Below are 15388 nucleotides of genomic sequence, written 5' to 3'. Positions count from 1 at the left end.
CTTTTCAAGGTTTATTTTCACATGACGCAACAACGGTTAAAAAAAATTAAAGAAGCATCGTTCAAGCCGATGCTTCGCTTAGGAACCTACTTGCTAATAGGTATCATAATTTCCAGTTCCTTAATGTAATTAGTTTTCGGATATTCATTAGTAACGAAAGTGATTTGCCGATCAGGCTTCATTGCAGGAAACTCCGCAATAAATTCGTATTTCTCTGGATCTTCGACCCGGAATGTATTAGAGGGGATTCTTGTGTTACCTTCCTCGTCCATGATCGAAAGGACGGCTTGCCTGTATGGATTATCTCCAACCGTTCTAAAGTGTACTACAGTCTTGTCCATAAGTTTCTCCACTTGTGTAATCTCCAAGCTGCCAGCTTCTCCTTGTTGGAGCACAATAGGATGTTCCACTGACGGCAAATCATTCAGCACCGCTGTAGTGGCAATTACTTTAAAATTCGGCTCATCCACATAAGGTTTTATGGTTATGGATGAAGGAATAGTTCTGAAAGGGATAAACTCGGTTTCGGAAATCAAATTCATACGGTTATTCATTTTCTCTCCGTTTCCATTTTCAGCAAGGGGTTGCAGCATCGTTCCCTTGTCGTCAAACATAGCATACCGTGGAGCTTCCGACTCCTTCCCGGCAGGAATGACCGAATCCATTACCAAGTGCGTTGTGCTTGGAGCAAGGCGTATTTTTTGTACAGTGATTTTCATATCCCCGTGAGTTTTGCTCATCATGGGAGTGATAATGCGGTTTTCGGAGGATGTCTTCTTCACGGGGAATTCGAACACAAATCTCTCGTGTTCCATGCCCTTGAGGAATACAAGAAGCGTTAGATCAAATGAGTCTGGAAGTTTCTCTGGCATAACAGGCATAAATTGAACAAGGCTGGCAGCCGTTTTCTCATCAGTTGAATTCTCTATATCGGTACCGCTTGCTGTGAAATTCCAGCTCTTCTCATTAATGAGCGGTTCCACTTCTAAAATCTCTTTAATTCCATTGGGTGAATGCTGAACTAGCCCTATCGTTAGACGTGAACCATCATAAAAAACTTCCGAAATTCTAAGGGTAACCCCGTTAAGCGTAACGCTCTGATTGATGGGCGTAATCAGTTTTTTCTCCACTGCAGTTTGCAGCCCCAAGTCACCTGCGACTTTAAATACGGATTCGAACAACGGAATTTGGTTTAGTGTTTGGGCCATGACCGGAGAGACAAAACCTGATCCAATTAAACAAACACCCATGATTGCCGCGGCGGCAGATGCTAATGTCATTTTTCGAGCCAAGCCTTTTGTACGCTTGGAAGGTATTGTGGGTAATGAAGCTAAAGTATTGTCGATACGAGCTCTAACCATGTCAGGAAGTTCAGTAGGATAATGATCGATCATTTGTTTTAGTTCCTTTTCTAAATTAACACGGTTCATAGCAATTCTTCCTTTCAGTGGAGTTTTCAAGCCATCTGGCCAACGTTTGCCGAGCGCGGTGCAGCCGGGTTTTCACGGCCCCTTCCGAAGTTTCCAGAATTTCGGAAATCTGTTTTAAAGACATATCCTCGAAGTAATACAAGACAATGACGGTCCGCAACGTTTCATCAAGCCTGTCAACGGCCTCCCTTAGATCTACTGCTCCATATTCGGAGACGGAGGATGATGCAGTTGGAAATTCACCAACCAACATGTTAGTCTTCTGTCTCTTCAAAATTTTTTTGCATTCGTTAATGAGAATACGGAACATCCATGTTTTAAAATAAGCCGGCTCTTTCAAAGCATGAAGGCCAATGTACGCTTTCAAGATCGCTTCTTGAATGGCGTCGGCGCAATCCTCATCTCTTTTGACGATTGATCTGGCTACACCGTATAGATTCAGTTCCATTTTTTTTATGAGACGGGCAAAAGCTTCACGGTCCCCTTGCTGAGCTAGCCTCACATCTTGTTCCATCTGCACATTATTCGTCCTCCTTATAAACCTCAATACATAGATTAGATCAAAAAGCGGGCTGGTTGGTTATATTGAAATTTATGGAAATACTGAAGACGCGGAACGAAGCAAGCTGAAGAGTGCCCCAACAGGTTCCCTTCATCCGTTAGCTTCTTTATACTATCTGAGTTATCACAAAATATTCATCAAGATATGAAAAAACCACTCAAGATTGAAGTGGTTTCTTTAATAGATAGACTTCCAACAAGGATACTGAACTCTTACCATGTTTTTGTGCCCACTTACCTAAGTTTTTCCTCACTATTTCGGTGCTGCCTCCACGCTATCCTGCCCGTTACTTCAATGGCCGCAAAAGGATGCGGTGGCAGATCAGGCGCAGGCACCTCGAGCTCGGGCAGCCTTCCCCCTGAGGCAAGCCGCAGCCACCCGTCCTCGGTCCAGACGACCTTCTGGATCGCGGTTTCCCTTCCGAGCGGGCTCAGGCCGCTGCCGTCCGGGAGCTGCCGGCTGCAGATATGCACCATGTACCACTCACCGTGCTGCGTTTCGACCAGATATCCGTGGCCCGCTTTTTGCAGTGGGTGATCCGGGTGCCCTGCCGTGGTCAGAATGGGTCCGACCAGCCTGCGCTCGGCCTCGCTGTATTCCTGCATGAGGATGCCTGCGAACCGGCTCTTCTCCTTGCGGAAGTCCCACTGCATATTGAACAGCCACTTGCGCCCGTCCGTATCGTGGAACAAAAAATGGTCGAACCCGCTGGAGTTCAGGTAGATAGGGTCCGACCATGGACTCGTGATCGATGGAGCGGTCACCAGATAGTTATGCAGGTCTTTGTAGACGCCTCGGCGGGCTTTGACATCCGTAACACACAAGTAGAAAGTGCCGTTGTCATAGCTGAGCGCCGGAGCCCAGATACCGCCGGAGCTGGGAGCCCCGAGCAGATCAAGCTGACTCAGCCGGTCCAGGGGTCTGGTCAGCGGCCGCCAATGGACCAGGTCCCTGGAGTGATGAATGACGACACCCGGGAACCACTCGAATGTCGAGGTGGCGATGTAATAATCGTCCCCCACCCGGAGGATGGAAGCGTCCGGCTGGAAGCCGAGAAGAATCGGATTGGTGATGTTCATGAAGAAGAGATCCCCTTTCTGGAACGCCATACGTTGGCCTGCATGAAAAAAGCATCAGCTTGAGTTTCACTGATGCGTTTCCCTGGATGACTTTGGGCAGTAAACCTGCCTTTTTGCCGTTTCCGTTGGATGGATGAACCGCTACCCCTTGGTGGCACCGGCGGCAACGCCTTTGACGAAATACTTCTGAAGCGCGACGAAGGCGATCAAGACGGGGATGATCGAGATCGCCGTACCGGCGAATACCATGTCCCACTGCGAAGCCAGCTCGCCGACGAATTTGAAAATCTCGACGATCATCGTCTTCGGCTCCCCGGATGGAAGCACGAGCATCGGCATCAGGAAGTCGTTCCAGATGCCAAGGCCGTTCAATACGACCATGCTTGCCGTGCACGGACCGAGCAGCGGGAACACGATCCGCCAGAAAATCCCGTAGCTCGAACAGCCGTCGATCGACGCCGCCTCCTCGATCTCCCTCGGGATGCCCTTGATGAAGCTCGTGTAGAGCAGGACGCCGAAGCCGACCGAGCCCGACAGGTAGATCAGGATCGGGGCGCTCAGAGAGCCGTACAGACCGAGCAGCTTCATTTCCTTGAACAGCGGAATCATGTAGACCTGGAACGGGATCATCATGCCGGCGAGGAAGTACATGTACGCCGCGTTCGTCCACTTCTTGTTCGTCCGCTCAATGGCGTAAGCGGCCATCGGGATCACGGCGATCATGAGTACGATGGAGGTTACCGTGAGGATGACGCTGTTGACCATGGCCTCCGGGAAGTCCGTCTTCGTCCAAAGGTACTTGAAGCTCTCCACATAGAAGGTCTGGGGGAAAGCGACGGCGCTGCGCAGAATCTCACCGTTGCTCTTGAAAGCCGAGATCAAGCTGAAGTAAATCGGGAAGAAGAAGATCACCGCGAGCAGAAGGGCAGCCGCAAAGAGCAGGATGTCGAAGATTTTGTTCTGTGTTTTCATGCTACATCTGCACCTCTCTCTTGCGCAGTATACGAATCTGGATCAGCGATACGATCAGGATCAGCAGGAATAGGACTAGGGACAGCGCGGTTCCGTAGCCTTGGCGAAGCTCGCCGAAGCCGACCTTGTATACGATGTAGGTCAGGGTCTCGGTGGCGAAGCCAGGTCCGCCGTCCGTCATGACCGCGATCTGGTCGAAAATCTTGAGCGACGCGATCATCGACAGCATCACGCATACGGTCATGGCTCCGGCGAGCAGCGGGAAGGTAATATGCCGGAACTGCTGCCACCGGTTCGCCCCGTCGATCGACGCCGCTTCCGTTAATTCCGCCGGAATGCCCTGCAGGCCTGCGAGGTAGATGATCATATAATAACCGGACGATTTCCAGACCGTTGTCATGATGATGGCAAGCAGCGCATAATCGGGGTTGCCGAGCCAGTCGATCTTCAAGCCACCAAGCCCCATTCCATCGAGCAGCTGTGTGACCACCCCGAAGTTGTAGTTGAGGATGATCGTCCACACGAAGCCCATGACGATGCCGCTGAGCAGGACCGGGAAGTAGAACACACTGCGGAACAGGTTCCGGAACCAGCGGACTTGGTCTACCACAATGGCCAGCGCGATGGCTGTGACATTCTCCAGCACCACGAGCACGGCCGAGAGAATAAGGGTGTTCTTCAGCGCATTGTGCACCCGCTCGCTGTGCCACATCTCCACGAAGTTATCGAATCCGATATACCGGATATCCGTACTGACCCCGTCCCATGAGGTGAAGCTGAGGTAGATGCTGCTGAACGTCGGTACGATCACGAACAAGGTATACAGCAGAAAAGAAGGCAGAATAAATAAGACGGAAAACGAAATCCAGGGTCTCTTTCTCTTTACAGTCATGGTCTCTGCGGCCCTCCCGGGGCTCGCCAGATTCATTGCCATGCGCGCTCACTCCTATCCGGCTTGCTGGTAGAAACGAAAGCCTCCGCCGTCCGTTCAGCAGAGGCTCCCTCTCTTTCTTTCTATACAACCTCACTTGCTTACTTCTGCATCGCCTTGACTTCGGTATCCCACTCCACATCGGCTTTCTTCATATATTCAGTGCCGAAGTCGCCCTTGGTCAGCCATTCCTGGGCCATCTTGTAGAACCAGTTGCGGAATTGCGGCGGGATCAGATTCTCCCCCCAGAAGTTGTTCATCTGAAGCGACTTCTTCACCTTCGGGTCCGCCATCATGTCGATGACTTCCTTCATCTGAGGCATCGATTCGTACGTCACTTTCTCTTTGGTGGCCGGTATGCCGTTGATCGCCTGCAGGAACTTGGCGTACTGTTCTTTGCTGAAGAAGAATCGGATATATTCTTTCATCGCTGCCGTCTTGTCCGCATCCTTCGCGGCACTTGCGGACAGCGCCCAGCCCGACGGCTGCGGAAGACCGACTACATTGACGCCGCCCTGCTCATCCGGCACCGGATACCAGCCGAAGTCGAAGTTCGGGTCCGCCTGCTTGATCTGTGCGAACATCCAAGGGCCCGAGTAAAGCGCAGACGCTTTGCCGGTTACGAGCATCGATGCCGTCTGGTTATCCGCCGTGCTCAGATAGCCTTTGTCCACGTAGCCTTTGCTGAACAGATCCGAGAATTTTTGCATGGCCTTCATCGGCCCTTCGTCCGTGAAGCTCACTTTGCCCGCCGTACGCTGGCTGTTCCAATCCGGATTCTTGATGTATACTTCGTCGATCAGGAATTTGTTGATCCAAAAGCCCCAGTGAAAAATATCCTTGCCGCCGACCACAATCGGCGAGACGCCCTTGGCCTTCAGCTTCTCCTGGGCGGCGATGAAATCCGCATAGGTCTTGGGCTCTTCCGTAATGCCGGCGTCCTCATACATCTTCTTGTTGTAGATCATCCCCTGCGGCCCGGGCAGAACGATCGGAGCGACATAAGAATTGTTATTGACCTGCGGGATGCTCTCGAATAAACCGTGCAGGTCCGACGGGAGCTCCGCGATTTTGCCCGCGTCTGCGAAGAGCTGCGTATCTCTCATCTCCACCAGATCCGGGAACTCGCCTACGGCATCTTTTGTCTTCAGCCAGTCGAGGTATGCAGCCGACCCGCCCTCACTGATGTTTTTGATCTTGATCGATGGGTTCGCTTTCATAAAAGCGTCCACGGCATCCGCCATCGCCTGCTTGGTCGCCGGATCTCCCGTCGCATAGGCGAGCGTGAACGACACCTCTTTCTTCTCCGGATCGGCCGATGACCCTGCCCCTCCACTCTTCTCCTCGCTGCCCCCGCATGCGGTAATCACCAGGCTCAGGGCTGCAGTGCCCGCCAATACCTTCAGGAACGATCGTTTGCTCATGTGGTAAGAACCTCCCCTTCGTCTATGAACTAAGACTACCATAGGGCCTTCTTTGTTCAAATGCGTTTTTTTAAGCGCGATATGCGGGTATTTAAGAACCTTCAATTATCAAAACGCTAAACACCATGGAATCCCATGCCTTAGGTGCTTCGGACGGAATGGATATTGGGTTCCAGCCGCTGCTGAAGCCGTGTCCGGATAAATAGATTATCCATAGGTATGGACACGACCTCTAAGGCGATCGCTCCGCTCTTCCATCCCATACCCATCCAACGAAGGATCGGCATCCACATTTGTGCGTGATCACGGGATTGATTGACTCCACTAGCAAAAACCCCTTTATTCCGTTGGTGATCTCAATGGAATAAAGGGGTTTTAAGCATCCAGCCTTTTTACCTATTCGTTCACCGCTTCTACTTTGATCCGGTTCAGCTGGAACCGATCCGAAGTGCCGCCGATGAATACCCGTATCGTCTGCACCCCTGCGGTTAACGTCACCGAACGGACCGGCGTGTACGTCGACCAGGCGGTTAGACTGCCCGTTGCGGGGAGCGGGGTCTCCGTTCCGGCATCGGTGCCGTTAAAGGCAAACTTGACTGCTCCACCGCCGCTTGGGGAAGCGTAATCGACACTGACCTTGTACTTGCCTGCGGTCGGAACGTTCACCGTATAGGTGAACCATTCGCCGGCGTCCAGATCGGTCAGCGCATAACCGCCGGTGGAGACGGGCTGAATATCGACGCTGTCCCCGCGGTACTGCCCCCCTGAATTGCCGGCAGAGAGATCGTGATACGTCCGTCCTTCGCCGCTCGCAGGGAAATGATCATAGTGCTCGGCTTCGACGGTTCCGGGCAGAACATGAATTCCGAAGGTCGGAACCCCGTTCGTGAAGCCCTTGACCGGATCGCCTGCCGCCAGGACCGGCCTGCGGAACGTGAGCGCTCCCCAACCGGGATGATCCAGGCTCCAGCCGGTTTGCTCATAGCCGGACTTACTGATCGCCACATCTCGTGATCTCTCCGTCCAAGGGGCGGAGCTGCCCTGTCCCATCCTCACCTGGAAATGGGCCAACGCCTGCTCGTAGACCGGCCGTTTGCCCGGGAAGTCGCCCCGGCTCACTTTGACAAAATCACTCTCGAAATGCGGATTGATCTGTTTGGAGAACCATCTTCCGGTCCGGTCCGTCCGCTGAATGAAGTTATCGGGCTCCCAAGGTGTCGTCTGATCCGGGAAGGAGGCAATATAGGACGTATTGTAGCGCGCCATAAATTCGAAGCCCTTCAGCAGCCGGTTATCCCATGCATTCCACACGTCGTCGCCCTGATTCCATGCCACCTCGGCTATGCCCGCTGCCGTTCCCACTCCGAAGAAGGCATGCTGCTGGTCACGCGAGCTCTCCTGATTCTGTCCGTTCTCCCAGATATAATGCTGGAGGACGCCGTTATAGCCCCAGTCTGGCGTCGTGCTCTGGCGGTTTGGCTGGAACGTATCGAAGTACGTATTCGTCGCCAGCTGGGTTCCCGAGCTTGAAGGTCCGGAGGCGTAGGGGATATCGTCCGGTCTGTGGGGCAGTCCTTTGAAATAACGCAGAGCCCTGTCATACATGGTCCGATTGTCAAGGAAGACACCCATCGTAATCATCGCTCTCCAAGCGATGAGATCCTGGTTCCCGTGGCGGCCCGGATCGCCGTTGTATATTCTCCAGTAGAAGGTTCCGTTGTTCTGTGTTACCGCAGCAGGGACGCCTGCAGTGGAATACCCGGGATAGACGAGCATGTCCTTGAACTTCTGAAGATCCGCAGCCGCCCACCCGCTGTAGGTGCTCTTGATGATCTCCGCCGCCTCGACCAGCTTCCAGGCATACAGGCCGGCATTCAGGGCCTCCGTACCGCCGCCGGTTACCTCTGTCAGATTGCTCCAGGTATTGAAGATCTGAACCGCCTTGTCGGCATGGCGCGTATCTCCGGTAATCGCCCACATCAAGGCGTTCAAGTAGGCGGCCGTGACATCGGATTCGAATTCCGACCGGTGGGCGCCTTCCCTGTGTACGGACGTCCAGCTTGGATCTCCTTTGATGGTATAGGAATAACTGGATTTCGCATCGGATTTCAGGTCATTGAAGGAGGTCATATACGGTTCGACGCCGGCCTGCACCATGTATTTCATCCGATCGAGATCCGACTGCTTGAACATTCCGCCCGGATGTACGAAAGGTGCCGGTGCCGTGCTTGCCGTGTCTGTTGTAACGATAAGCACCGGGACCTTCGTTCCATTCTCCTTCGTATAGAACTCGACCCCCGCTTCGCTATTCGCAGCCGGGTCCTTGATATACAGGCTCGCCGTCTTGTCGCCGGTGTATTCGCCCTTAATATATGAGGTCACATCAAACTCCGCCAAGCCCAAGGAGGTGATTTCCCCGGCGCCGACCTGACTGCCGACGGGCGGCCGGTTGGTATACGTAAGCCCGGTTTCCGTCCAGCTGTCGATGGATACGGCATAGATGGAACGGCTCGTATGAGCCGTCTTGCTCGTGGTGTACAGCCTCAGCTTCGCCGAGATGATCGTCCCCTGAATGCCGCTTAAGTCGAATTGGAGATAAGCGCTCCGGTCATTCCCAGCAGACTGCTTGGTCACCATCGAAGTGGCTTTCCCATAATTCACCTCCGCCGCATGGGAGCTGACATAGCTGTCTGCGGCGGGGGTCAGATTCAGAACGGGGGCAGCTCCTGCAGCAGGCTGCACGTTCAAGGGCGCGAGCATCGCCGGAAGCAGAACCGTGCACAGACCCACAAGGACACTTTTCTTCCATTTTGCTCTTCTCTTAGTCATGAAATACCTCCTGAAATAGAATGAATGATTCGTTCGCGGAAACCTTACGTAAGCGTTCACAATTCGCTGTGCAGCGGAAGCCTGTCACCTCCCTTCTTGGTGCAAACATACCACGGCGCCACAGGGATTACCGAGTGTAATAAATAACAATCGGATCACTATGTAACATTATTGGAGTGTGATTCTTACCCTTCTCTCTCAAAAAAACAAAAAACCAGGCCTATTGATTAACCAAATTCTGTTAAGTTATTTTTTTGAACCTTATTAAGAACAAGGTTCGATTGAATGACCCAGTTGCTGGGCAATTTATTTAAGCTGAGCAATCGGGTAAATCTTACAAAAGACAGATCGAAGCAAGCCGGAATCATGGAGCGGGTCGTATCAAACAGCCATTTCAACAAGACATAAATAATCAGTGCCAGCGTACAACTGACCGTACACTGCATTTTGTGTGGTGCCGAAGAGAACAGGGACGTTTAAGTGCTGTTTAATCCACCGAAAGAACGTCTCAATTTCCCATCGTGTCTTATAAATTTGCGCTATTTCTTCCGCTGAAGCTTTCAAAAGATTGGTCACTACACGAATTTCATGTCCTTGTCTGTCTTCGAACATTACTACTAGATGTCGTTTCTCTAAGCGACACTGGAGCGTACCTAATTTACATGTTATATCGCGAACAAGGGACGAACCATCTACTTTTTGGCGACGCAATGCTCGAGGTCGAACTAAATGAACATTATCTTTTAAACGGATGATAAAAGACTGACGTTCTTCTTGATAACGGTCGAATCGCTCTATTTTTCCGTAGGCCCGATCCTGTACCAAGACATATTCTTTATCGGCAAGCCCTTCACCGACAGGGCCATCGTGCTTCGATCCGATCGATTCAATGACCTTTTGGGGCATGGAAGAAGCAGCCTCAAGCGATACATGCAGCTTAATTCCCGCCCGTTCTCCGTGAAATAAAGCCCAAGGCAACCGGGATTTCCCCACCGCAATGGTGGTGGAATCAAGTCGATTGCACTTGGCCAACAATAATCACGATATCAAATTCGCTCCTTCTGCTGAGGCCAGCAGATTTGTTAAGCAGTTGACAGACAGCGGATTGGCTCAAAAAATCACAAGGGATCCTTCAGGTAACATCAATATTTCAGTCAGCGACGCAGAACTTGAAAGCGCTTATCATTACACCCAAAACGATATCGCCACTCTGAAAACCGTACTAAAAGCCGCGAACGAAAACAAAGAACAACTTGCGAAAGCACAACAGCTCGCTAGTAGGATGGTAAGCAACAGTACTTCACAACCAAGCCTTTCTGAATCGACCGTTAATCCTAATCTTTATTTTTCCAGTTGGACGATCCACTTCAGCAATAGCGATATTAAAATGTATCTTTGGGCCGCTATTGCTGCAGGACCAGATGCTGTAATCCTTTCGATTGCCGCTTTAGGAACACTTACCGGAGGACCTGTAGGAGCAGGGTTGGCCGCAGTATGGGGCTTTATGGGCGGAGCAAGCATCGCCATCTTCATGTACTACTGTACGATCGCCGTTGCTAACAACAAAGGTGTGTATATAAAAGTTGTTTGGGACGGCTGGTTCCCTAAACCAGTTATCGATACGGAATAATTTTACATTTCTTGGAATTTTAAAGTATACTTTAGGGAGAGGAACTTCTGGCCTCTCCCTGAATCAGTTGAACAAACGAATCCAAATGGAGGGAATTCATGAATTGGAGTAAAATGGCATGGCTGTCGATGGTCGTTTACTTTTTTCTATATGGCCCGCTGTGGATTTACATCGTTACAGACCGATTCCATCCGGCGGTAACGGTAGTGTGTCTGGTGATCGGACTATTCCTGATGCTCAGAAGAAATTATGTTACGTTCAAAGGCATGATTCCTCATCCATTCACCGCTGTTGAAATTTTACTCGCAGCTGCATTGAACGTCCTGATCTTCTCTCCTGTTGTGCCGTCCCGAATGAAAGCAGCGATTTTCGTGATCTCACTCCTTCTCTATGTCCCCACTTTCTTCAAGCTGCTGGACATTTCACAGAAAAAACAAAGAAGCTGACCCCGTTTCACGAGTAAGGGCAGATAAAGTTCTGCCCCTCCTCATCAAATCATATGTGAGGGTTCCCCATAAGATCGTTAGACAACCCTTCACACTGCCATCGGAATGACCCGATCCCGAACGATGGGGATGCCCAGCGGCCTCTGTTTGCCATCCTTCTTAGGGATCTACTGCCTCTTTATAAAAAAAATAATTTGTGCAAGGAGGGGCCTCTCCCGTTCCACATCACAGGGCATTTTATCAGCTATAATCCCCCTCCCTCTGACAAGAACTTGCAAATCCCATGAACATGTCAACAATTCCCCCCTCTTTGTACAACATTTTCTATTTCCAATTATCGCCATAGAATTTAGAGTAATATTTGTAAACTTTACTTTATCGCTTAGTTTCTGTCGCGGCAAGATCAGCATGTTCAGCACTATATGGAAACCGGTTTCAAAAAAAGTCAAAGAGGATGGTGTTTTGCATTCCGGAAAACTTGCTTGGAGGAAAAGTTGTCTGTATTTGTTGAGCTTTTTTCAAAAAAACCGTCTTCTTCCAGGGCTGCCCCCCGGCCGAAGACGGTCAATTGGACTTATTCTATACGCAGATCCTTACCTCACCTGCTCAGCTAATGGCTTCCCTTCCCCTGCCGTCTCCTCGCGAAGCAGCTGTCCCGCCCGGTACTCCGTGAACCGGACGGTAAGGTCTTCCCCACCAAGCCCATCCACCGTGATGACTTGGGTGCGCCCGTCCTTCAGGAGCACCTCCACGGAGCGCTCATCGTGCGACCGGACCGACTTCACCATGGCGTCCGCTTCATAGGGCTCCACGACGGTGATGAAGCGCGCAGCCCTGCCCCGTGTCCGGACCCCGTAGGTCCGGCGTCTCTGCTCCTCATCCCCCGGGAAGGCATCCGCGCCGATCAGCCCTACGAAGCGTACGGCTCCATGGCCTCTCAGATCCAGCGTGATGACTCCTTCCCTGTCGTGGTCTACCGGGCTTGCCGGGATCGCACCCGGGTACTCCCGGCCCACGATCGTCACCCGGCCGCCCTCGTAGTCCCGGCCGAAGCCATAGCCCTGATCGACATTATCATACTGCGGACTGAGATCGCTCAGGTACCTGCGGCTGCCATCTGCCAGCTCCAGGTAAGCTTCGCCCCAGAACAATCCCTGCTTCGTTCTCTGTGGATAGTTCTGTTCGTTATAGGTCGGTTGCTGCTTCACCCGCAGCGTTAAGGTCTCCGCCCCGAGCAGATTCACATCGCACCGGCCTTCACCGAGCAGCCAGGCGCCGAATTCGCCTTGAGCCGTTACCGCTCCGTCCACCTCCACCCGGTACTCCATAGGAATCGTCATCCCGTGATACTCCGCTGCCAGGCCCACGACCTGCTGCGTCTGGCGGGGCCAGGCGGTATGCACATCCATATGCAGCTCCCCCGGGGTATTGTGGAACGTCCGGTTGCCCCGCTGATCCTCCCCTTCACCGAAGATCGTGCAGAAGCGGGCCGTGCTGGTCCCTCTCGCTTCATACCAGTGGCAGTCTGTGATAAACTGCGCATCGGACAAAGGATTCTCCGTCCATTGGCCGGTATGTCCTTTCTTCTCCAGCACTTCAGCCTGCAGCCCCTGGTAGCCTTTGATCTGGAACAGGCTGCTGTACTCATGCTCCCGCTCGCCCTGCACATCATCGAACAGGACGATGTAATCGTCGGTGACGGCCATGACCCGTCTCTGGAGCACTGGTTCGGTGAAATCGGACATCTCGCCATACGGCGGCGCATCTTCGAGCTCCGGCAGGGAGCTCGCGTTCCTCCGGCAGCGCTCCTGCAGGGTTTCGTCGTCGTTGTACACCATCCCGCCGTAAGGCGGATAAGCCCACCTTGATTTCGTCTCGACCGCCGCAGCCTGAATCGCTTCTCCGCTGTAGAATAGGAGCCGCTTGGAATCGCTCGGCACCTGAACCTTGTCGTCGACGACCACCATGTTCTTCGTCATCGAATTCTGCACGTAGAATTTGTACATGAAGTGCGCGTAGCCCCACCATACATGCTCCGGATTGAAGAAGCTGCGTCCATAGCGCATCACCGACAGAAGAGCCGTCCGGTCAAAATGCCCGTGGGCATACCCATGCGAGCCGTACCGCAGAACGGCCTGGATCTGCTCACTCTGCTCCCGCCCCGGCGTCTGGCTCCGCAGCATGGCAATGCCTACATTATCCGAATAAGCATTCTTCTTGACATAGGAGGAAGCAGTTTCCGGCAGCTCGGCATGGCCGAAGATCGGATCGGCGTGAACGCTCTGCTTTATCACCGGAATATACTCCGGATCCTTGTAATAGTGGTAGGCAAGGTCATAGGTGGAGCCGAAGTGCACCCCCTCCAGCTTCTTCTCGTCCGAGTCACTGATGCCGAACAGCACTCCCCTGTAATCCAGGAATGGAAGGGTCGCGTCGAACATATCTTTGATGCAGACATAGTTCTTGACGCTGCCGCCCCACTTCTTGTTGTACATCCCGAACCTCACTTCCGCATCCGCCCCGCGGTAGGTGCTGTTCACTTCGTCACTGAAGGGGACCGCGAAGTGCGTATGCAGGATGTTGTATCCAAAGGGAAGCAGCGCGCGGGCAATATGGATAAACATGGAAGACACCCAGGTGTTGTAGCCGACGGAGCATTCGTACCACCAGCCGTCAGTAAACAAACCGTACTTCAACTGGTCGACCGCCCCTCCCGGGCCGAACACGAACCGCAGGGCCCGTTCGATATCTTCGATCGCCAGTGCGCAGTAGATTGCCCCGGTGATTTCGGACAGCAGCCAATTCGAGATATGCCCGTACTGGATGTGATGGTCGAGAATATCCATATAGATCCGGAACGTCTTCTCCACACCCTTGTGCTCGTCCGGTGTCAGGACGCCTGCGCTGTGGATGATGTCATAAGGAATGGCGAGATGCTGAAAAAAATGCCCTTCCTGGACATAGCTTTGGGAGCAGCCTTTTTTCTTCCGGGGGTAGCCTGTCTCTTCGTCGATAAAATAGCGCAGGAACTGCGCCACCTTCTCCGCATACCGGGTCTCGCCCGTCAGCGCATACGCGTAAGCGGCCGACATGATCCCATGCTCCTCCTGGGTGTCGTAGCAGTAATCCCGCTCCTCCACCGGAACCGGAGGCTTGACTTCCCAGTTGTCCGCGTCAGCAAGGATCTGATCAACCCCTGGCTTGAACTGCGGGTACTTGTCGATCTTCTCCCGGGTTTCGCGCCACTGCTGCGCATTATGGTAAATATAGGGGTGTGGCAGCCCCCTTAGCGTCTTGAACTCTACCTTCACGGCACTGCCGCTGTCACCATTCGGTGTAAACTGCAATACTGTCGTTTCGTGGCCTCCCGGTACCATCGCCGGATGCACCGTGACTGTAGCCGTAATCTCCTGACCGGCTCCCGGCTCCAGGACAAACTGTTCCGGCGTTATCGCGGGAAGCAGGGATTCCCACCCATAGAAAAGCTGTCTCACCGAGACACGCTGCCGGACATCCGTGCAGTTGTGAACGCTCATCGTATAGATGACGTCCTCGCCCACAGCCCCCGATTGACCAAGCACATTCGCCGCCACATAGATCCGGTCTCCCCGTACGAGACGGGCGGAGAGAAGCACCGCATCCCCCTGCAGCTCGAAGCTCTTCAGGAACCTCCAGATGTTGGCCTTGGCACCTTCGATCTCAAAATCGGTGAGCTTCACAGTTACCCGGTGCTCTGCGGGTCCCGCCAGCAGGAGTCCCGTGCTTACGCTCCGCCCATCCATGAACCGGGCTGTCACTCCGATCTCCGCCTCCTCTGCATCGGTGAGCAGATCGAGCTTCAACCCATACCAGCCCATCGCGTCCAAGGACGTGTCGTTCCCACGCTCGAACCCAATCCCATACCAGCTGGCGGCATTCGAAGGCGTCGGGTACTCCAATGTGACGGAATCCGCAAGCGCACAGCCGCTCTCCGCGTCCAGTGCTCGCGATACGTTCCATTCCTTCAATAGATCGATCTTTGTGATCACAGCGATCCCCCCATCTTCACCTTCAGCCCGGCCCCTACGAACCGGAACTCTCCTGAG

10 protein-coding genes and 1 pseudogene are annotated in these 15388 nt (G+C 52.9%); 2 read left to right on the top strand and 9 right to left on the bottom strand.

From position 1 onward, the window contains the following. Positions 1 to 86: 86 nt before the first annotated feature. The 8 genes and pseudogenes from ACP26L_RS10440 to ACP26L_RS10405 form a co-directional block, all read right to left on the bottom strand. A complete protein-coding gene (locus tag ACP26L_RS10440) occupies positions 87 to 1430 on the bottom strand; it encodes a DUF4179 domain-containing protein (protein ID WP_426452461.1) in 1344 nt (447 codons plus the stop codon). After that, positions 1417 to 1950: a sigma-70 family RNA polymerase sigma factor gene (locus ACP26L_RS10435; protein WP_426452460.1), complete on the bottom strand. Its 534-nt coding sequence runs from the start codon at positions 1948 to 1950 to the stop codon at positions 1417 to 1419. Before ACP26L_RS10435 ends, ACP26L_RS10440 begins: the two co-directional genes overlap by 14 nt. A 338-nt stretch (positions 1951 to 2288) precedes the next feature. Then, positions 2289 to 3071: pseudogene (locus ACP26L_RS10430) on the bottom strand (family 43 glycosylhydrolase); the annotation flags it as partial. Positions 3072 to 3212: 141 nt separating this feature from the next. Next, the gene (locus ACP26L_RS10425; RefSeq protein WP_426452459.1) at positions 3213 to 4043 is read right to left on the bottom strand and encodes a carbohydrate ABC transporter permease; all 831 of its coding nucleotides are present in this window, start codon (positions 4041 to 4043) and stop codon (positions 3213 to 3215) included. Between the two features lies 1 nt (position 4044). Continuing rightward, on the bottom strand, positions 4045 to 4977 hold the full coding sequence (locus tag ACP26L_RS10420; RefSeq protein WP_426452458.1) for a carbohydrate ABC transporter permease: 933 nt from the start codon (positions 4975 to 4977) through the stop codon (positions 4045 to 4047). A gap of 98 nt (positions 4978 to 5075) precedes the next feature. Further along, complete coding sequence (locus ACP26L_RS10415) at positions 5076 to 6398, bottom strand: ABC transporter substrate-binding protein (protein WP_426452457.1); 1323 nt, start codon at positions 6396 to 6398, stop codon at positions 5076 to 5078. A gap of 396 nt (positions 6399 to 6794) precedes the next feature. Beyond that, the gene (locus ACP26L_RS10410; RefSeq protein ID WP_426452456.1) at positions 6795 to 9227 is read right to left on the bottom strand and encodes a DUF7594 domain-containing protein; all 2433 of its coding nucleotides are present in this window, start codon (positions 9225 to 9227) and stop codon (positions 6795 to 6797) included. 381 nt (positions 9228 to 9608) lie between these two features. Continuing rightward, entirely contained in the window at positions 9609 to 10259 is a 651-nt protein-coding gene (locus ACP26L_RS10405) for an IS4 family transposase (protein WP_426452455.1), read from the bottom strand. Between ACP26L_RS10405 and ACP26L_RS10400 the strand changes: the two genes are divergently transcribed. Together ACP26L_RS10400 and ACP26L_RS10395 are read left to right on the top strand one after the other, a co-directional pair. Then, positions 10252 to 10857: a hypothetical protein gene (locus ACP26L_RS10400; RefSeq protein ID WP_426452454.1), complete on the top strand. Its 606-nt coding sequence runs from the start codon at positions 10252 to 10254 to the stop codon at positions 10855 to 10857. The two genes, ACP26L_RS10405 and ACP26L_RS10400, sit on opposite strands and share 8 nt — an antisense overlap. Before the next feature lie 98 nt (positions 10858 to 10955). After that, entirely contained in the window at positions 10956 to 11303 is a 348-nt protein-coding gene (locus ACP26L_RS10395) for a hypothetical protein (protein ID WP_426452453.1), read from the top strand. Between the two features lie 593 nt (positions 11304 to 11896). Here the strand turns inward: ACP26L_RS10395 and ACP26L_RS10390 are convergent. Next, positions 11897 to 15331 carry a hypothetical protein gene (locus ACP26L_RS10390; protein WP_426452452.1) on the bottom strand — a complete coding sequence of 1145 codons (3435 nt, stop codon included), beginning with the start codon at positions 15329 to 15331 and terminating at the stop codon, positions 11897 to 11899. Positions 15332 to 15388 lie beyond the last annotated feature (57 nt).

Origin of the sequence: Paenibacillus sp. S-38 (assembly GCF_049942825.1) — a bacterium.
In the GTDB taxonomy this organism is placed as follows: domain Bacteria; phylum Bacillota; class Bacilli; order Paenibacillales; family NBRC-103111; genus Paenibacillus_G.
This window is presented reverse-complemented; position numbering and strand designations above follow the sequence as displayed.